Origin of the sequence: Streptomyces sp. NPDC087859 (assembly GCF_044742595.1) — a bacterium.
Taxonomy (GTDB): domain Bacteria; phylum Actinomycetota; class Actinomycetes; order Streptomycetales; family Streptomycetaceae; genus Streptomyces; species Streptomyces canus_F.
Map to the genome: position 1 here is coordinate 356,331 of NZ_JBIUUU010000012.1, position 17,801 is coordinate 374,131.

Consider the following 17,801-nt stretch of genomic DNA (forward strand, 5'->3'; position numbering starts at 1 on the left):
GTGCGGAACCGGCGGTCGTGCCGTTGGACGCCGAACGCGCCGGTCCGGTCACCCTCACCGTCCGGGCCGACACCACGCGACCGTCCAGCGACGTCTTCGCCAAGCTCTACGACGTCGACCCTGCGGGCCCGGCCTTCATGATCCCCCAGTGCCAGGCGCACATCGCCGCGCCCGATCCACACGACGAGGTGACCATCGACCTGGGCCACATCGGCTACCGCCTCGCCCCCGGTCACCTGAACCGCGCCTGGCTGTGCCCCGGATGAACGCGGACGGGCAGGGACGCCCAGGAGCGCAGGGTGTTGTTGAGGTGTCGGCGCGGGCTCGCGGTGAGTTCGATGTGCTCGACGCGACGGGCGAGGGCGGTCAGCAGGGCCTCGGCCTCCAGACGGGCGACGTGCTGGCCGACGCACTGGTGGATGCCCATGCCGAAGCCGACATGCCCGGAGGGGTCGCGGGTGAGGTCGAAGCGGTCGGGATCGTCCCAGCGGTCGGGGTCGCGGTTGGCCGCGCCGAGGAACATCAGGATCTTCGTGCCCTCCGGGACGACTGTGCCGGCGATGGTCACATCGGTGGTGGCGGTACGGAAGAACGTCTGCACCGGCGACTGCCAGCGCACCGCCTCGTCGAAAGCGACCCGTGCCAACTCCGGTCGCTCGCGCAGCCGTTGCCACTGTTCGGGATGGGTGGCGAAGGCGTACAGGCAGGCTGCCAGCCCGTGCACGGTGGTGTCGACGCCGGCGGTGAGCAGGGAGCGCACCACCAGGGGCGCCTGCGCGGGAGTCAGGTCCCCGCGGTCGGCGGCGGCCCAGATCCTCGCGCCGAACCCGTCCTCGGCCAGTGCCTCGCGGGCGCACTGGGCCCTCACCCATGCCGACAGTTCGGCCACTCGGTGGGCGTCGGCCTTCACCAGGTCGTTGACGGGGCCGAAGGAATTGAAGGCCATGTTGCCGTACGGCAGGAGGTTCTCCCGGCCGTCCGGGCCAAGGCCCACGGCGTCGGGGAACACCTTGAGCGGGAACGCGCGAGCCAGCTCGGTGAACGCGTCGAACTGCGTCGCGTCGGCGAGAACGTGCTCGACCAGTTCCTCGGCCGTCTGCTGCCAGGCCTCGCGCAGCAGACGCAGCGCGGGCGGCGCCAGGATCTCCCGCAGCACGCGTCGAGGTGCGTCGTGCCGGGGCGGGTCGGCCTCCAGCAGCAGGCTCGGCGGGCGCCACGGCTTCTCGTGCCGGAAGTTGGCCAGGCCCACCCCCGCTCCCGACTCGAAGTGCTGCCAGTCCACCAGGGCGGCGTGCACCTCCTGATAGCGCGCCAGGGCGTGCACGTCGTACCGGGAGAGGTGCACCACGGGTCCGGCGGACCGCAGGACGTGATGGAGTTCTTCGGGCTCCCGGAGGACGGCGGGTGAGAAGACGTCGGCGTCACAGACGGGCAGCACGGCGGTTTCAGGCATGGCGGGTCCTTGCTTCGAGGCTACGGGGAGCAGGTCACAGATCGAGGACCAGGCGGTCGTCGCAGGAACGGGACACGCACGGGAACATGCAGGTGTTGGCCGCCCGTTCGTACTCGGCGAGGATCGAGTCGCGGTGGTCGGGCCTGCCTTCCAGGACGGGCGTGAGACAGGTGCCGCAGGTGCCCTGTTCGCAGGAGGACAGCACGTCCGCTCCCGCTCGGCGCACCGCGTCCAGCACCGAGATGTCCGCAGTGACGGTGACGGTGCGTCCCGTCCGCCGCAGCTCGACGTCGAAGGGCAGGTCCCGCACCGGCGCGCTCTGTTCGGCGGCGGTGAAGCGCTCGGTGCGCAGGGTGTACGGCGGCCAGTGGGCGCAGGCGGCCTCCACCGCGGCGAGCAGCGGAGCGGGACCGCAGCAGTAGACCTTGGTGCCCGGGTGCGAGGTGCCGAGCCAGGACGCGAGGTCGAGCAGTCCCACCTCGTCCTGGGGGGCGATGTGCACCCGCTCGCCATGGGCGGCCGTCAGCTCTTCGTGGAAGGCCATGGAGGCCCGGGTTCGTCCGCCATAGAGCAACTGCCATTCCGCGCCCAGTAGTTCGGCCTGCTGGATCATCGACAGCAGCGGGGTGATGCCGACGCCGCCCGCGATGAACAGGTACCTCTCCGAGGGTGCCAGCGGGAAGTGGTTGTGCGGTCCGCCGACACCGATCCGGTCGCCCGGGCGCAGCGTGTCGTGGACGAACGCCGATCCGCCGCGTCCGTGCGGCTCGCGCAGCACGGCGATCCGGTAGGTGTAGGCGTCCCATCGGTTCCCGCACAGCGAGTAGTGCCTCATCGTCCCGCCGGGCAGCACGACTTCGATGTGGGAGCCGGGAGTCCAGTCCGGCAGCCGCGCGCCCGCGGGATGGGCGAGGGCCAGTGCGACCACGCCTTCGGCCACGGTCTCCTTGGCGGAGATCTCCAGAGTCACGACCACGTCGTCGCCTCCCGTCATCGGATTTCGGGAAGCATGTGCGGAGGTGAGCGGGAGGCGCGAGGGGACTCTCATCCAATGAGAGACGAAGCTGCGGGACTCCTCAGCCGGGCAGGCCGCGAGCCGTCAGGGCCCGGGAGACGCCGCGCGCCGCGGTCCGCACCACGGGTACGACGGAGGCCGCCCCTGTCTCGTTGGGGACGATCACCGACAACGCGGCCACCACCTCGCCCTGCCGTCCACGGACCGGGGCGGCGACGCCGAGGGCGTCCTCGTGCACATATCCCGGGCAGTACGCGTAACCCTGGCGTCGGACGGCCGCCAGGGTGGAGCGCAGCGCGGTGGGAGTGGTGATCGTGTGTGGTGTGTACGCCTTCATGGTTCCGGTGAGGATGCGTTCCTGGAGTGCGACGGGACCGTTGGCGAGCAGTACCAGGCCGCTGGATGACACATGCAGCGGCAGCCGGCCCGCGATCCGGGTGTAGTTGATGATGGCTCCCGGTGCCGAGAGCCGTTCGAGGAACAGCACCTCCTCGCCCTCCAGCACGGCGAGTTGGACATGGTGCCCCACCACGTCGTGCACGCCCTCCAGGAACGGCATCGCCGTGTCCCGCAGCGACAGGGTGGGCGAGGCCCGCGTCCCCAGCTCCCACAGCCGCATGCCGGCCCGCACCCGGCGGTCGGTGTCTCGTGCCAGGAAGCCGTGCGTGACCAGTTCGGCCACCAACCGCGACGCGGTCGCCAGGTGCAGTCCCGTGCGACGGGAGATCTCGGAGACGGTGAGAGCCGGCTCCTCGGGTGTGAACACTTCGAGGATCCGCACCGCCCGCGACAGAACTGACTCACCCATCTGTGGTGTCCTCCCTCAGACATGATCGGCTCAGGGACCGTGCAGGTCCATGTCCGCAGACACATGGACGGTGACGATCTCGCACCTCACCGCGGGGAGCTTCGACGGCCGCTTTGTCCACGGCGTCGCCCTGACCCTGAATCGAGCACCGCAGGCGGGCTCCAGCCCCCAGGTCAGTCGTTGCCCGTGCTCGACTCCGGGGCCTCATCGCCCGCCGGACCGGCACGGAGCATGGCCTTGTAGAGGGCGTCATGCTCAGGCGAGGCGGGCAGGGGGCCGCGGGCCGGGGCCTCGAAGGACTGGACGAACAGGGCGACGACGCGGCGCCATGCGTCGGGGGCGGCGCCGCTGGTGGCGTTGACCACGCCGGCGTTGGCCATGTGCAGCAGCACCAGGTCCGAGGAATCGAAGTCCTCGCGCAGCCGGCCCGCCGCCTTGGCCCGGCCGATGAGCTCGACCATCCCCTCGTAGGCCTCGTTGCGGCGTCGCTCCAGGGCCTTGGCCGTGGGGAAGGTCGTGGTCAGGACGTCGGCGAAGCCGGAGTCGGCGGCCTGCATCGCACAGGCGGTTTCGATGTAGCCGACGAATCCGTGCCAGGGATCGGGGTCGTCCAGCCCGGCGGCGACCGCGTTGGCGTAGGCGTCCATGCGGTCGAAGAAGACGGCGTCGACCAGCTCGGCCTTCGTGGGAAAACGGCGGAACATCGTGGCGATCCCCACCCCCGCCTCACGGGCCACCGAGGCCATCGAGGCACCCAGACCGTCACGCGCGAACACCACACGCGCCGCCGCGATGATTCGCTCCCGGTTCCGCTCGGCGTCGCTGCGCAGCGGTTGAGCAGCGGGGACGTCGGAGTGCTGGGCGCCTGGGTTCATACCGGTCATCGTAGCAACCGGATTGCCCTATCCATTTTTGGTGATACGGTTGCGCCGAACCGGATAGCCCTATCCGGATATCGATTCGGATAGGGCTATCCGAATACTTGCTCGCTTCGACCAGCCTTACGAAAGGATCGCTGTGACCAGCATCGCCATCATCGGAGCCGACCCTCAGATGGGCATGGCCATCGCCCGCACCTTCGGTTCCCAGGGCTTCGACGTCGCCCTCATCTCCCGCAACCGCGCCAAGCTCGACGGCCTCGTCGCCACCCTCGCCGCCGAGGGCATCACGGCCGCCGCGTTCCCCGCGGACGTACTCGACCATGACGCGCTCAGCCAGGCACTCAAGGACGCCGCCGCCGGGTTCGGTGGCATCGACGTCCTGGAGTACTCCCCACTCGCCATCGAATCCACCGTGCTGGCCACTCCGGCCGAGAGCGACCCCTCCCACATCCAGCACGAGATCGAGGTCCAGCTGTACGGGGCCATGGCCGCGACCAAGGCGGTCCTGCCCGCGATGCGCGAGGCCGGCGCGGGCACCCTGCTCTACACCACCGGCGCCGGCTCCCTCGACCCGCTGCCGATGGTCGGCAACGTCAACGCCGCCGCGGCGGCGTTGCGCAACTGGGTGGTCAACCTGCACAAGGAGCTCGACGGCACCGGAATCCAGGCCGCTCACATCGCCATCGACGTGGCGCTCGGCGGCGGCTCGATCGACCCCACACTCAAGACGGCCACGCCCGAGGAGGTTTCCTCCGTCTACTGGGAGCTGCACACCACCAAGCGCGACCAGGGCGAGATCGTCTACAGGGGCTGAACTTCACCCCCTGGAACCGCAGCACAGCCCCCTCCTTGTCGGAGCCGGATCGCGCCACCGCTTCTTGCCGCCCTGCCGCGGCGGCGCGATCCAAGGGAGGGCCCCGCCGAAAGCCGACGCAGCGTCAGGTTGGCGATCGGGCAGCGCCGCGATGAGCGCCGATGAAGTACGGCACAAACGCCCTCAGGGCTCCGGAAGGAAAGGAGGAGATGTCTGATCGCCTCCACAAGACATCCCAAGTCACGGGGGACGTCCAGAAGTCCGGCGTGAAGAGGGAGCCGACGCGCCAGCCTCCACCGGTGTTCACGATGCGGATCACCCCCTCCTCGGCCTGCATCGACTCGAGCGCGAAGTCCTCACGGTGGGCGGCAGGGTCCTCAAAGGGAGCCTCCTGCGGGGTGAGCCCACGCCTCTGCAGATCCGACAGCCACGGGCTACTCCGGTTTGCGGACCATGAAGCTGCCGACCGTGCCCTTCACCCCTTCGTCGAGCGCTTGCACCAGTCGCGCGGTGACAACGAGCCCAGCCTGTTCCAGCAGTTCGGAGATACCATCCGCCGGCAGCCGATAGGACTCGAAGGGCGCCGACCGGTCGCCATAGGCAACGGTCCGACGCAGGTGCTCACCCTCCCCCACCCGGCAGACGAGCATCAGGTGGCCACCCGGCGCCAAGGTGCGGTGGAACTCGGCGAACACGACCGGCAACAACTCCGGCGGCGTGTGGTGGGTGGAGTAGTAGGCCAGAATGCCGCCGAGATCGTGGTCGCCGATCTCCAACGCGGTCATGGAGCCCACGGCAAACCGCAGCTCCGGATAGGCCTCCCGGGCCAGTTCGATCATCTTCGGGGACACATCGATACCGAATGCCGACAGCCCCAGTTCAGTCAGGTGCGCTGTCACCTTCCCGGGACCGCACCCCACGTCCGCGACCGTCCCGCCCCCTGTTGCCCGTACGAGTTCGGCGAACGCGGCCAGCATCGCGCGCGACAGCGGATCCAGTTCGGCGGGGGTTTTGACGCTTGCTGCGTAGTCGGCGGCCACGGTGTCGTACGACTCCCGGACCGCGGCGAGGTAGACGGTGTCAGTCACCCCGCAAACCTAGTGGCCGGTTCATCGAGGGCACACGGGAATCTGCCACCCCTTGACCGCGAGGCTTCGGGAAATCTCAGTTGATCCGGACCCAGGCGTATGAATACTGGCTGTTGTCTCAGTAGTTGTGGTCTGCTTCCGGCGTTTCGCGTTGGACTAGGGGAAAGGCCTGCGCGAATTACCATGCACGATGACCAAGTGGACGTGACCACCGAAATCGTTGCGGCCCTGATCCAAGAACAGTTCCCTCGGTGGAGCGGCAAGGCGATCCGACACCTGCCCTCGACCGGCACGGTCAACGCCATCTTCCGCATCGGGGACGACCTCTCTGCGCGTTTCCCCCTGCGCCTGGCCGATGCTGCCGAAGCGCTGGCGGCTCTGGAACAGGAAGCCCAGGCGAGCGCGGAGCTGGCACAGGTGTCTCGGATTCCCGCCCCGGAACCCGTCGCCCTGGGAAAGCCTGGTGCCGGTTACCCCATGCCGTGGTCGGTCCAGACATGGCTGCCGGGAACGGTCGCCTCTGACGCCGACCCGAGTGGATCGGACGCCTTCGCCGAGGACCTCGCAGCGTTCATCGCAGGGCTTCGGGGCGCTGACACGCGGGGGCGGCTGTTCAACGGCGACAATCGTGGCGGCGTTCTCGCTCACCACGACGATTGGATGACGGAGTGCTTCGAGGAGAGCAAGGGGCTCCTCGACGTGCCCAGGCTGCGCCAACTGTGGAGCCACTTTCGTGAGTTGCCGCGCACGGGTGCCGACGTGATGAGCCACGGTGACTTGATTTCCGGCAATGTACTCGTCGAGGGAGACCGCCTCAGCGGCGTACTCGACACCGGCGGCTTCGGCCCGGCCGACCCCGCGCTGGATCTGGTCAGCGCCTGGCACCTGTTGCGGCCGGGCCCGCGGGAGGTGCTCCGGCGGGCACTGGACTGTGACGATCTGGAGTGGGAGCGCGGCAAGGCCTGGGCGTTCGAACAGGCGATGGGGCTGGTCTGGTACTACGTCGAGACCAACCCGACGATGAGCAGAATGGGGCGCCGCACACTCGACCGCATTCTGTTTTCGATGGAGTCGATGGTGTGATGTCCCGCCCCGATCGTAGGGCGAGACGGGACACCCTTCGCCTGCCTCACCCGTCGGGTGCGCAGACCACGCCGGGACTGCGACGCGGCAGGTGGCCGCGCCGCGGGGATGACTCCAGCTCATGGTTTCGCCAGCTCGGCCCGGATCTGAGGGAGCACCTTCGTGCCGAGGAGTTCGATGGCGCGCAGGAAGTCGCGCTGGGGCATGCCGCCGACGTCCATCTGGAGGATCTGGCGGGTGTGCCCGAGCAGTCCGTGCAGGTGGAGGATGCGGTCGGCGATCTCGTCGGGGCTGCCGACGAAGACCATGCCGCCGGGTTCGATGGCCGCGGCCCGGTCGGCGCGTGAGGGGGCGGGGCGACCCAGTTCGGCCATGCCCTCGGCCATCATGCGGTGTTCGTACTCCAGGTACGTCGAGCGAGCCTGAGCGCCCGGCTCGGCGACGAACCCGTGGACGGCGACCGCGATGTCGGCCCGCTCGGCGGGGTGGCCGGCCTCGGCCCAGGCGGCGCGGTAGGCGTGCCCGTATCGTGCCCAGTGCTCGGGAGTGCCGCCGAGGATGCCGAGGAACATCGGCAGCCCCAACTCGACGGCGCGGTACACCGAGTCCGGGCTGCCTCCGGTGCCCAGCCAGATCGTCAACGGCTCCTCGGGGCGGGGGAAGACAGTGACACCCTCCAACGGCCGTCTGCGGTGGGGGCCGTTCCAGGTGACGTTCTCCCCCGCGTTGACCGCCATCAGCAGGGCGAGCTTGGACGCGTACAGCGTGTCGTAGTCGCGCTCGTCGTGGTCGAACAGCGGGAACGTGATCGTCGACGAGCCGCGTCCGGCGACCAGTTCGATGCGTCCGGGAGCCAGGGACGCGGCGGTGGCGAGCTGTTGGAACACCCGGATCGGGTCATCGGTCGACAGTACGGTGACCGCGGTACCGAGCTTGATCCGGTGGGTGGCGGCCGCGGCGGCGTTGACCACGGATGTGGGTGAGGACAGCGGCATCGCGCGCGTGTGGTGCTCGCCCACCCCGAAGAAGTCCAGACCCACCTCGTCGGCGAGCTTGATGGCCTCCAGCACATCGCGCAGGGCTTGGGCGGTGGGGCCGCGGCTGCCGTCATCGAGGCACGGGGTGTTGCCGAAGGAGTAGACGCCGAGTTCGAAGGTCATGGTGGGGTCCTGGCCTCAGTTGCTGATGGCGGGCATGGCCCGTCGGTAGCGGTCGTCGGTGAGCTGGGAGACGAGGAACGCGGCGATGTCGGCGCGGCTCATGGCGGAGGCGACCTTGTCGTGGCCGAGGAAACCCGAGCGGATGCGGCCGGTGGCGGGCTTGTCGGTGGGGTTGGTGATGCGGGCGATGGTGTAGTCGAGGTCCGAGCCGGTGACGGCCTCGGTCATGCCCTTCAACTCGGCCAGCGCGTTGGGGAACATCAGCCCGGCCGCGACGGGCAGCACCTTGTGCTTCCAGTGCGGCTTGTCCCGCGGATCGGCCAGTGAGGGCGTGGCCAGGCCGATGAACCGGTCGACCTTCTGCGCCTGCATGGCCCGCACGATGGTGCGGGTGCCGTCGGTCACCTGGGTGCCGGTCGTGGACCGTTTCAGGGACGGGCCGAGCGCGCTGATGACCGCGTCGGCATCACTGACGGCCTGCTCGACGGCCTCATGGTCGGACAACTGCCGGATGAAGAGCGCGAGTTGGGAGTGGGTCAGGTCGAGCTTGGCCGGGGTGCGTACCAGGGCGGTGACCTGGTGGCCGCCGTCCAGGAGCTGCTGGACGACAAGGCGGCCGATGCCGCCGGTCGCGCCGAAGACGGTGACACGCATCAGGGGGTTCCTCGTGGTGGCGTTCAGAAGCGGGGAGCGGGAGGGAGAGGGTCAGAAGCTGTACGGCCCGAAGCGGCCCCGGGCCACCAGCGCGGCCAGGATCAGGCCGAGGGCGGCGGCGAACTCCACGATCCCGATGAAGCGGACGGTGCCCTGGGAGAAGTCGGCCGTCCAGGGCAGCCGGCCGACCAGCTTCCCCTTGGGCTGGGTGGACTTCATCCCGCCGCCCACGGCGAACATGGCGGCCAGCACGGCCTGGACTATCCACAAGAAGACGTTCACGTTCTCCTTCCTTCGGGGAGGGGACGGGGTGGGGAGCGGGCAGCTACCCCGCGTCCCGGGAGCGGAGTGCGGGTCGGCCGGTCAGGCGGTGAAGACGACCTCGGAGCAGTCGCGGTTTTCGTGCAGGTCCCAGTACAGGGGGGCGATCTGCTCAGGCGCGGCCGTCGGGAAGCCCTCCGGGCCGCCATCGCCGATCCACACGCTGATCGCCACATGGGCGGCGTGCACACCGCTGCCGGACAGCTCCTTGTCCAGGTTGAGGACCCAGTTGCGCAGGGCTGCCGAGGCCGCGTTGACGTTGCCGAACATGGGACTGGGATCCACCGAACCGCCGCCGGTGGTGAACAGCAGGGTCCCGGCGCCGGCCTCCCGCATCGCGGGCAGCACCGCCTGGGCGGCGGTGAGAGCGCCATAGAAGAGGTACTCGATCTGCGGCTGCAGATTGTCCACCGTGACGTCCGAGGGGGCGGCCAGGGCGTGACCGGGCACCGGGGAGTGCGGGGCCGGCGAGTATTCCAGTACGTCGATGCTGCCGAAGCGGGCCTTCACGGCGTCCAGGGCGGAGGTCAAGGAGGGCCGGTCCAGGACGTCGGCGGGGAACGCCTCGGCGGTGATGCCTTCCTTGCCGAGCTGCTCGACCAGGGTCTGCAGCTTCTCCTTGGTGCGGGCGATCAGGGCGATGTCGAAGCCGCGGGTGCCGAAGGTGCGGGCGATGGCCAGGCCCATGCCGGGGCCGGCGCCGACGATGGCAATGGTGGGCACGGTGGTTCCTCTTTCCGTTGGCCGTGGTCAGGAGCAGGAGACGGTGATCTTGCCCGGGGTGCCGGCGAAGGCGGCGAACGCCTGCGTGGCCTGCTCCAGCGGGTAGGTGGCGGTGACCGGTACTCGCAGCGCACCGGCGGCGACCTGCTCGGCCAGGGAGGTCAGGATCTTGGCATCGGGGGCGCTCATGATCGTGTGGACGGTGACGTCGTGGTCCTTGACGTCGTCCTGGCTCAGTCCGGTGGCGGAGGCGAGCCGGCCGCCCGGCCGCAGCAGAGCGGCCAGCGCCGCGCCGTCGCCCGCCAGGTGCAGCACCGCGTCCACACCGTCAGGGGCGATCGTGCGGACCTGGGCCTGAAGGTCACCGGTGAAGTCGACGACGTGGACCGCGGCGTCGGTCAGGCCGGTGACGAAGTCGGTCTGGGCGCCGGGCCGGGCGGTCGCGATCACCGTCGCGCCACGGGCGGCGGCGAGCTGCACCGCCAGCGCGCCCACCCCACCGGAGGCACCCGAGATCAGCACGGTCTCGCCCTCGGCCAGAGCCACCGCGTCCAGGCTCACCTGGGCGGTCGCCCCGGCGACGCCCAGCGCGCCCGCGTCCCCCGTCGTGACGCCTGCGGGGATGTGGGCGACGCCGTGTCCGGCGGGCACGGTGACGTACTGGGCCAGCGACCCGGCGCCCAGGAAGGGCTTCATCACGACACCGAAGACGACGTCACCGACGGCGAACCCCTCCACGCCCTCCCCCAGAGCCTCGACGGTGCCGGCGAAATCCTGGCCGAGGACCAGCGGGAACCGGTGCTCCATGAACGCCTGCGTGTAGCCGGCGGCGGTGGCGATGTCGATGCCGTTCAGCGAGGCGGCAGCCACCTTGACCAGCAGTTCCCCGGCCTCCGGGCGAGGAGTGTCCACCTCGGCCACGGCCGGGGCGGAGGGGACGGATTCGAGCGTGACAGCGCGCATGAAAACGACCTCTCGATTAAGTGGGCCGCCTGGCCCATTTTCATTGCGGCCCACCGTACACGAGAAGCGGGCCGCCCGTTCCACTTCGATAGAGTGGGGGTATGACCTCGCCACCTTCGGACCAGACGCCGTGCCCGCAGCCCGGTACGGGACTGCGCGCCGACGCCGAACGCAACCGCGACCGCATCCTGGCCGCCGCCCGCCGCCTCTACGCCACCGAAGGGCTCGGCGTCTCCATGGCCTCCGTCGCCCGCGAGGCAGGCGTCGGCAAGGCCACGCTCGGCCGACGCTTCGCCACCCGGGAAGAACTCGTCAACGCGGTCTTCGCCGACCGCATGGACGCCTACGCCGAGGCCGTCACCGAGGCACTCGCCGATCCCGACCCCTGGCACGGCTTCATCGGCTACCTCCACGCCATCTGCGCCATGCAGGCCGCCGACCGTGGTTTCGCCGACGTCCTGACCATGGCCTTCCCCGCCGCCAAGGCCCTGGAGGCCCGCCGCACCGAGGCGTACAACCGGCTGCTGGAACTCATCACCCACGCCAAGGACACCGGGCACCTGCGCGACGACTTCACCCACCAGGACGTCGTCATCCTGCTCATCGCCAACGCCGGAGTCGTCACCGCCACCGGCGACGATGCCCCCGACACCTGGCGCCGCCTCGTCGGCCACATGATCCGCTCCTACGCCACGCCCGGCGCACCGATCCCCCCGCTGCCCGAGGCCCCGAGGCCCTCCGCCCTCTACCGCGCCATGGTCCGCCTGTCACGAGCCGACCCGTGCTCCATCCAGGACGGCGGCCTTGGCACGCGGTAGGCGTTCGCTCCATGACGGACGTCTGTCGCCCACGGGACCACTCATGGGCCGCCACGGCAGGCTCGCGACAACCCATGACTCGGAGAGGTTCCTGTGCGGCGAGGAGGGTGCCGGCTCGGGCCACGGACCGGCGCTGGCTTCTCGCTCGCCGAGATCCGTGCCAGGCCCCGGGGTGCAGCCCGAGCAGAGCGCGGCGACGGGCCACCCTTGACCTCGCCGAAGTACAGGGCGCAGGTCTGCTTCCAGCGCTCGACGACGGCGCGGTCGGCCATGAAGCGGGGGTGAGCCGCTTCCGCAGCGGTCCCGATCGGCTGACGACGGCCCGTTGCACCACATGGCATCCGCACCCGGTTACGGCGCGGATGTTGCTGAATGTAGCTCTCGCCGAGGTGGGCCTCGGCGGCCTGCTCGGGCTGGTAGTCGTTGAACGCCTGCTCGTAGAAGGCGACCACGAGCGCCTTGTTGTCGTCAGCCGCGGATCTCCTGCCATGCGGTGGCACGGAACGCGTCAGTCGGTCATGGCGTCGCGGACGAGGGCGGTGTCGACGAACTGCTCGAACCGCACGATGAGTCCGCCGCGTACGACGAAGTGGTGGGCGACCCGGACGTCGATCGGCTTGCCGGTGGCCTTGTTGGCCGCGGTGTAGCGGGCCAGCACGACGACGTTCTCGCCGTCGACGACATAGGTGTCGTCGTGGGCGGCCCAGCCGTCCCAGTCCTGGCCGAGCTTTTCCATGACGTTGGCGGTGACGCCGTCGGGGGTGCGGTAGGTGCCGGCGAGAGGGAAGCCGGCCATCTCGGTCCACTCCACGTCGGGGGCGAGGGTGGCGCGCAGCGCTTCCAGATCACCGGCCGCGGAGGCCAGGTACTGGCGGCGTACGACATCCGCGGGTGCGGCGGAGGTGGCGAACTCGGTCATGGTCAGCCCCACTTCATCTCGCCCTTGGCGACCTTCGCACCGATCTGGGCGGCGATCAGCATGCCGTTGTCGGGGTAGCGCGCGACGAGCGCCTCGGTCAGCGCGGCACCGTCGGCCGCCTTGTCGAGCTCCTCCTCGAAGGCGACGAGGTAGTCGCGGGTGGCCGTGATGGCGGACGCGTCGGCGGCGGTGCCGGGCAGGCGGTGGCCCGGGACGACCAGCTGCGGGTCGAGAGCGGCCATTTCGTCGAGGAGCTTGATCCAGGCGGTGCGGGAAGCGGGGGTGGCGGTGTCGGCGACCCAGACGTGCTCCTGCTGGAAAAGCAGGACGCCGCCGAGCAGGGCGCGGTGCTCGGCCTGCCACAGGTAGTGCCGGTCGGACAGCTCGGGGGTGCCGCCCTTGAGCTCGAAGCGGTGGCCCTCCAGGGTGAGGTCGCCGGTCAGCGGCTCCAGGTCGACCAGTCGGGTGGGCAGGTTCGGGCCGAGTGCCGCCCAGGCCTTGAGCTTGCCCTCGTAGGAGTGCTGGATGTGCTCGATGACGATGGGGGTGGCGACGAACTTCGCCTCGGGGAAGGCGTCGGCGATGACTTCGGCGCCGAAGTAGAAGTCGGGGTCGGCGTGGGAGACGAACACGGTGGTGAGCTGCTTGCCGGAGTCGAGGATCTCGGCGGCCAGGCGGTGACCGTCGGCGCGGGTGAAGGCGGCGTCGATCAGCAGCGCCTCGGTCTCGCCGGTGACGAGAGTGGCGGTCTTGTTCTTGCTGCCGGCCGGAAAGTCCAGGTCGAGGACCTTGAAGTCGAGCGTGCTCATCGATGGCTCCTTTGCGCGAGGGACGGGGTGGGGTGGGGACGGGGAAGCTCAGTGCGCGGCGAGGCGTTCGTCGATCTCGTCGGCGGTGGCGTGGCCGTGGGCCAGCGGGGTGACGGTGTCGCCGTCGACGGCCAGGAGGGTGGGGAAGCCGGTGACGCCGAGGTGCGCCGCGCGACGGAAGTCGGCCTCGGCGGCGGCCCGCACTCCCGGCGTCTCGAAGGCGGCGACGACGGCATCCGCGTCGAGTCCGGCCGCCTGGGCCACCGTGCGGTAGGTGGCCGCGTCGGACAGGCTCAGGCCGTCGACGTAGAAGGCGTTCTGGAGGGCCGCGGCCAGTTCCGCCGCGCGGTCGGGGGCCACCTGGCGCAGGGCGGCGACGCCACGGGCGGCGGCCTCGGAGTCCATGACGAACGAGCCGTCGGCGATCAGCCGCTCGTAGCCCTCGCCGAACTCGGCACCGGTCAGCTCGGCGATCTTGGCATTCGCGCCCTGGACGTAGCCGAACTGCCGGATCGGGACCCGGCGCGGACCGGCGAACAGGCCGCCGGAGACCACCTCCACCGGCAGTTCGGGGTGGCGGGAGGAAGCCTCGCGGAGCGTCCCGGAGAAGCCGTGGGACCAGCCGCAGTAGGCGTCGAAGACATAGACGAGCTTCATCGAAGACCTCGGTAAAGAGGATCGCCCGCCGGTTGCGAGCGGTTCATCTGATTAAACAGTAACTGACTCGTCAGACATTCCTCGGCCCGTGTGAACTGGGACACGCAAGCGAGGCCACTGTCATTAGACCCGCTCTCCCACCGCCGCGCAGGTCAGGGCAGTCGAGGCAGCACATCCCGGGCCGTGTGACCGAGGATCCGCAGATCCTCCGCGAACCGCGCACGGTCCGCCTCCGGCAAGGGCTCCATGAAGTGCCGCTTGATGTTGTCCAAGTGCACCCGCGCAGCGCGTACGGCCGTCTCCTCGCCCAGCGCCGTCAGCCGCACCAGCTTGCCGCGCCTGTCGCCCGGCGACTCCGCACGCGTCACAAGACCAGCCGCCTCCATGCGATCCACCAGCCGGGTGGCGCCGCCGGTGGTCAGGACCTGCCCTTGCGCGACAGCCCGCATGGAAAGCCCCGGCTCGCCCACCCGCCCCAGGATCAGCAGCACAGGACCTCGAAGACCAGATGACTGATGCCGCTGCCACCTCGAGCGCCCGGCCAAGGGAGTACCCGTCAACCGCGCCAAGCTCCCGGGGAGATGCCCCGCAACGCGCTCGCGCACCTGGCCCACGGTGCCGACGGCATCGCGTTCTTCCAGTGGCGGGCGGCCAAGGCCGGCGCCGAGCTGTGGCACTCGGCGATGCCGCCGCACGCCGGCACCGACAGCCAGATATGGCACGACGTCGTCCACCTCGGCGTGGACCTGCGGGCGTTGGCCGAGGTGTGGGACTCCACCAGCACGGCACAGGTGGCGATCGTGTGGGACTGGCACGCCCGCTGGGCACTGGAACTCCCCTCCCAGCCCAGCGGCGAGCTGCGCTACCAGGACCTGGTCCGGGACTGGTACGCCCCCCTGTGGCAGGCGGGGGTCGCCGTCGACTTCGTACGCCCCGACGACCCCGGACTCGACCGCTACAAACTCATCCTGGCGCCCTCGCTGTACCTGGTCGCGGAGGCGGCCAACCTCGCCCGGTTCGCTGAACACGGGTCACGCTGGCCGCCGGCTTCCACAGCGACATGGAGGCATGAAGACCTGCCTACCGGGGCCAATCCCACTCCGGCTGACGAGGCGGAGGACCAGAGCCATCGTGGCCATCGCATTGTTCAGCAGCAGCGCCACCGCTGTCGCAAGCGCCGTACCCACCGCGATCGCCGCGACCTGCTGGAGCCCGTGCGCGACCGACCGGTAGACCGTCGACTCGACGAGCACGACCGCGACCCACGGTGCCACGAACGCCATCGGCGCCTCGAGCCACCAGCCCACGACCGCCCAGGCCACCCAGGCGGCCTGCACCGCCAGATCCCGCTCACGGCCCGGACCCGTCCACGCCCGCCGCACCGCCGCTACGGCGGCCCCCGCACCGCGGCGGCCCGCCTGACCTGCCCTTCGCGTCCACTCCATGACACAGCAAGTGCCACACCAGGAAGGAAACGCACCCGCCGACCGGAAGGATGAGCGCCACCAATCATCCAGGCTTTCCTGAATTCAGGATTCTCTGTACTGTCGTGGTGTGCTGACCGTTGCCTCCGACATCGACGTGCTGGCCCGCTTCGGCCGCGCGCTCGCCGATCCCATCCGCTGCCGGATCCTGCTCTCGCTGCGCCAGGCACCGGCCTACCCGGCCGACCTCGCCGACCAGCTCGGCATCTCCCGCACCCGGCTCTCCAACCACCTGGCCTGTCTGCGCGACTGCGGCCTGGTCGTCACCGCGCCCGACGGCCGGCGCACCCGCTACGAACTCGCCGACGAACGCCTCGGCCACGCCCTGGACGACCTGCGCGCCGCGGTCGTCGCGGTGGAGGCGGACAAGACCTGCCCCGACGCGGACACGAACGGCTGCTGCTGATGACCGCGATATCCCTCGGTCCCTCCCCGGCCCGCCGAGAGACGCTCGCCCGGCGGATACGGCTGCTGGTCACCGCGACGATCGTCTACAACGTCATCGAGGCCGTCGCGGCCCTGACGGCGGGCACGATCGCCTCGTCCACCGCACTGATCGGCTTCGGCCTGGACTCCGTCATCGAGGTCTCCTCCGCCGCCGCGGTCGCCTGGCAGTTCTCCGCCCGTGACCACGCGGTCCGGGAAGCCCGGGAACACACGACGCTGCGGATCATCGCGGTCTCCTTCTTCGTGCTCGCCGCATACGTGACCGTCGACGCCGTCCGCGCGCTGACCGGCACCGGCGAGGCAGAGCGTTCCCTGCCGGGCATCGTGCTCGCCGCCCTCTCTCTGGCGGTGATGCCGTTCCTGTCCGCCGCGCAGCGGCGCGCCGGACGGGAACTCGGCTCCGCCTCCGCCGTCGCCGACTCCAAGCAGACCCTGCTGTGCACCTACCTCTCGGCGGTGCTCCTCGCCGGCCTGGTCCTCAACGCCGCTCTCGGCTGGTCCTGGGCCGACCCCGTAGCCGCCCTCGCCATCGCCGCCCTCGCCGTCAAGGAAGGCCGCGACGCCTGGCAGGGCAAAGGCTGTTGCGCCCCGGCAACCGCATCCGCGGCCGCCACGCCGAGCGACGACGCGGACGCGTGCGGCTGCAGGGCCGACTGTGCATGCTGTTCATGAACATCTCGTTGCGGACCGCCCTCGGCACCTTCCGGGGCACTGATACTGGCCAGGCAATCGATCAACAGGGGCCACGGTGGACTGGACATGGGCGGGAGGGCTGGCCGCCGGCCTGCTGATCGCGACCGTGACCGCCCCGGTCGGTGTGTCCGGAGCCGTGTTCCTCCTCCCCCTCCAGCTGAGCGTCTTCGGCGTCCCCAATCCCGCGGTCACCCCGACCAACCTGCTGTACAACGTCGTCGCCGGACCAGGAGCCCTGTGGCGCTACCGCCGCGACGGGGGCCTGCGCGGCGACCTCGCCCGGCGCCTGGTGCTGGGCACCCTGCCCGGTGTCGTCCTCGGCGCGGCCATCCGCGTCTTCGCCCTCCCCGGCCCGAGCGTCTTCCGGCTCCTGATCGCCGCCCTGCTGCTGCCGCTCGGCCTGTGGCTGTGCCTGCGCGCCCTCACCCCGGCTCGTCACCGGCCCCCGCCCGCAGGCGAGTTGAGCCCACGCGCACTCACCGGCCTCGCCCTGGCGGTCGGAGTGGTCGGCGGCATCTACGGCATCGGCGGCGGCTCCCTCCTCGGACCGATCCTCGTCGGACGCGGCCTGCCGGTCGCCCGCGTCGCCCCGGCCGCACTCGCCGCCACGTTCGCCACCTCCCTCGTAGGCGCCACCGCCTACGCGCTGCTCTCCCTCGTCAGCTCCGGAGACGTCGCCCCCGACTGGTGGCTCGGACTCGCCTGCGGCACCGGCGGACTGATCGGCGGCTACTTCGGCGCCCGCCTCCAACCCCGTCTGCCCGAACAAGCCCTACGGCTCCTGCTCGGCGCCCTCGCCGCAGGCCTCGGCGCCCTGTACGCCGCCCAGACCCTGAACTGACGCCGGTCCAGGGGTCGATCCGCCCGCCATCTCCGAACTTGCGCCGCGAGCGGGGTTCTTCCTCGCGGGAGACCAGCTCACGCCGAGGGACAGCTGGAGCCGCATCGCCGACAACGCGGCTCCAGCCTCTGCCCTCCGGCGCGGCGCGACTCTCACAGCGCCGCTCCCGG

Annotated in this window: 20 protein-coding genes and 4 pseudogenes; 8 read left to right on the forward strand and 16 right to left on the reverse strand. The window is 70.4% G+C overall.

Annotation, left to right across the window (positions count from 1 at the left end; translation table 11 throughout):
• Positions 1-17 precede the first annotated feature (17 nt).
• Positions 18-266, forward strand: a complete 249-nt coding sequence (locus ACIOHP_RS30185; RefSeq protein WP_401892350.1) for a CocE/NonD family hydrolase C-terminal non-catalytic domain-containing protein — start codon at positions 18-20, stop codon at positions 264-266.
• On the opposite strand, the gene ACIOHP_RS30190 is transcribed toward ACIOHP_RS30185, so the two are convergent.
• From ACIOHP_RS30190 to ACIOHP_RS30205, 4 genes are all read right to left on the reverse strand, one after another.
• Positions 233-1,453, reverse strand: coding sequence for a cytochrome P450 (locus ACIOHP_RS30190; protein ID WP_401892352.1), 1,221 nt, complete (start codon positions 1,451-1,453; stop codon positions 233-235). The two genes, ACIOHP_RS30185 and ACIOHP_RS30190, sit on opposite strands and share 34 nt — an antisense overlap.
• Before the next feature lie 34 nt (positions 1,454-1,487).
• Entirely contained in the window at positions 1,488-2,447 is a 960-nt protein-coding gene (locus tag ACIOHP_RS30195) for a PDR/VanB family oxidoreductase (protein WP_401892353.1), read from the reverse strand.
• An 82-nt stretch (positions 2,448-2,529) separates the two neighbouring features.
• A complete protein-coding gene (locus ACIOHP_RS30200) occupies positions 2,530-3,276 on the reverse strand; it encodes an IclR family transcriptional regulator (protein ID WP_401892354.1) in 747 nt (248 codons plus the stop codon).
• A gap of 173 nt (positions 3,277-3,449) precedes the next feature.
• The gene (locus tag ACIOHP_RS30205; protein ID WP_361546552.1) at positions 3,450-4,151 is read right to left on the reverse strand and encodes a helix-turn-helix domain-containing protein; all 702 of its coding nucleotides are present in this window, start codon (positions 4,149-4,151) and stop codon (positions 3,450-3,452) included.
• A gap of 142 nt (positions 4,152-4,293) precedes the next feature.
• Between ACIOHP_RS30205 and ACIOHP_RS30210 the strand changes: the two genes are divergently transcribed.
• Positions 4,294-4,971, forward strand: a complete 678-nt coding sequence (locus tag ACIOHP_RS30210; RefSeq protein ID WP_401892356.1) for an SDR family NAD(P)-dependent oxidoreductase — start codon at positions 4,294-4,296, stop codon at positions 4,969-4,971.
• A 434-nt stretch (positions 4,972-5,405) separates the two neighbouring features.
• Here ACIOHP_RS30210 and ACIOHP_RS30215 read toward each other — a convergent pair whose 3' ends face one another.
• The gene (locus tag ACIOHP_RS30215; protein WP_401892357.1) at positions 5,406-6,059 is read right to left on the reverse strand and encodes a class I SAM-dependent methyltransferase; all 654 of its coding nucleotides are present in this window, start codon (positions 6,057-6,059) and stop codon (positions 5,406-5,408) included.
• 183 nt (positions 6,060-6,242) lie between these two features.
• Here ACIOHP_RS30215 and ACIOHP_RS30220 point away from each other — a divergent pair, with 183 nt between their 5' ends.
• Positions 6,243-7,142: an aminoglycoside phosphotransferase family protein gene (locus ACIOHP_RS30220; RefSeq protein ID WP_401892358.1), complete on the forward strand. Its 900-nt coding sequence runs from the start codon at positions 6,243-6,245 to the stop codon at positions 7,140-7,142.
• A 119-nt stretch (positions 7,143-7,261) separates the two neighbouring features.
• On the opposite strand, the gene ACIOHP_RS30225 is transcribed toward ACIOHP_RS30220, so the two are convergent.
• The 5 genes from ACIOHP_RS30225 to ACIOHP_RS30245 form a co-directional block, all read right to left on the reverse strand.
• Positions 7,262-8,302 carry an LLM class flavin-dependent oxidoreductase gene (locus ACIOHP_RS30225; protein ID WP_401892360.1) on the reverse strand — a complete coding sequence of 347 codons (1,041 nt, stop codon included), beginning with the start codon at positions 8,300-8,302 and terminating at the stop codon, positions 7,262-7,264.
• A gap of 15 nt (positions 8,303-8,317) precedes the next feature.
• A complete protein-coding gene (locus ACIOHP_RS30230) occupies positions 8,318-8,956 on the reverse strand; it encodes an NAD(P)-dependent oxidoreductase (protein WP_401892361.1) in 639 nt (212 codons plus the stop codon).
• Between the two features lie 51 nt (positions 8,957-9,007).
• Positions 9,008-9,238, reverse strand: coding sequence for a DoxX family protein (locus tag ACIOHP_RS30235; RefSeq protein WP_401892362.1), 231 nt, complete (start codon positions 9,236-9,238; stop codon positions 9,008-9,010).
• A gap of 81 nt (positions 9,239-9,319) precedes the next feature.
• Positions 9,320-10,000, reverse strand: a complete 681-nt coding sequence (locus ACIOHP_RS30240; RefSeq protein WP_401892363.1) for an SDR family NAD(P)-dependent oxidoreductase — start codon at positions 9,998-10,000, stop codon at positions 9,320-9,322.
• Between the two features lie 27 nt (positions 10,001-10,027).
• Positions 10,028-10,963 carry an NADP-dependent oxidoreductase gene (locus ACIOHP_RS30245; protein ID WP_401892365.1) on the reverse strand — a complete coding sequence of 312 codons (936 nt, stop codon included), beginning with the start codon at positions 10,961-10,963 and terminating at the stop codon, positions 10,028-10,030.
• A 101-nt stretch (positions 10,964-11,064) separates the two neighbouring features.
• On the opposite strand from ACIOHP_RS30245, the gene ACIOHP_RS30250 reads away from it, so the two are divergent.
• Positions 11,065-11,781, forward strand: a complete 717-nt coding sequence (locus ACIOHP_RS30250; protein WP_361546525.1) for a TetR/AcrR family transcriptional regulator — start codon at positions 11,065-11,067, stop codon at positions 11,779-11,781.
• 163 nt (positions 11,782-11,944) lie between these two features.
• Here the strand turns inward: ACIOHP_RS30250 and ACIOHP_RS30255 are convergent.
• The 5 genes and pseudogenes from ACIOHP_RS30255 to ACIOHP_RS30275 all read right to left on the reverse strand — a co-directional run.
• Positions 11,945-12,062: pseudogene (locus tag ACIOHP_RS30255) on the reverse strand (ABC transporter substrate-binding protein); the annotation flags it as partial.
• A 227-nt stretch (positions 12,063-12,289) separates the two neighbouring features.
• Positions 12,290-12,700, reverse strand: a complete 411-nt coding sequence (locus ACIOHP_RS30260; RefSeq protein WP_401892366.1) for a nuclear transport factor 2 family protein — start codon at positions 12,698-12,700, stop codon at positions 12,290-12,292.
• A gap of 2 nt (positions 12,701-12,702) precedes the next feature.
• Positions 12,703-13,509, reverse strand: coding sequence for an MBL fold metallo-hydrolase (locus ACIOHP_RS30265; protein WP_401892367.1), 807 nt, complete (start codon positions 13,507-13,509; stop codon positions 12,703-12,705).
• Positions 13,510-13,557: 48 nt separating this feature from the next.
• Positions 13,558-14,166: a DsbA family protein gene (locus tag ACIOHP_RS30270; protein WP_401892368.1), complete on the reverse strand. Its 609-nt coding sequence runs from the start codon at positions 14,164-14,166 to the stop codon at positions 13,558-13,560.
• A gap of 152 nt (positions 14,167-14,318) precedes the next feature.
• Positions 14,319-14,741 (reverse strand): annotated as a pseudogene (locus ACIOHP_RS30275) (MarR family winged helix-turn-helix transcriptional regulator); the annotation flags it as partial.
• Positions 14,742-14,747: 6 nt separating this feature from the next.
• Here ACIOHP_RS30275 and ACIOHP_RS30280 point away from each other — a divergent pair.
• Positions 14,748-15,146: pseudogene (locus ACIOHP_RS30280) on the forward strand (beta-galactosidase trimerization domain-containing protein); the annotation flags it as partial.
• A 126-nt stretch (positions 15,147-15,272) separates the two neighbouring features.
• On the opposite strand, the pseudogene ACIOHP_RS30285 reads toward ACIOHP_RS30280, so the two are convergent.
• Positions 15,273-15,611: pseudogene (locus ACIOHP_RS30285) on the reverse strand (aromatic acid exporter family protein); the annotation flags it as partial.
• Positions 15,612-15,720: 109 nt separating this feature from the next.
• Here ACIOHP_RS30285 and ACIOHP_RS30290 point away from each other — a divergent pair.
• The 3 genes from ACIOHP_RS30290 (at position 15,721) to ACIOHP_RS30300 (ending at position 17,631) form a co-directional block, all read left to right on the forward strand.
• The gene (locus tag ACIOHP_RS30290; protein ID WP_361546504.1) at positions 15,721-16,056 is read left to right on the forward strand and encodes a metalloregulator ArsR/SmtB family transcription factor; all 336 of its coding nucleotides are present in this window, start codon (positions 15,721-15,723) and stop codon (positions 16,054-16,056) included.
• Complete coding sequence (locus ACIOHP_RS30295) at positions 16,056-16,769, forward strand: cation transporter (protein ID WP_401892370.1); 714 nt, start codon at positions 16,056-16,058, stop codon at positions 16,767-16,769. Before ACIOHP_RS30290 ends, ACIOHP_RS30295 begins: the two co-directional genes overlap by 1 nt.
• Before the next feature lie 76 nt (positions 16,770-16,845).
• Entirely contained in the window at positions 16,846-17,631 is a 786-nt protein-coding gene (locus ACIOHP_RS30300) for a sulfite exporter TauE/SafE family protein (RefSeq protein WP_401892371.1), read from the forward strand.
• Positions 17,632-17,801 lie beyond the last annotated feature (170 nt).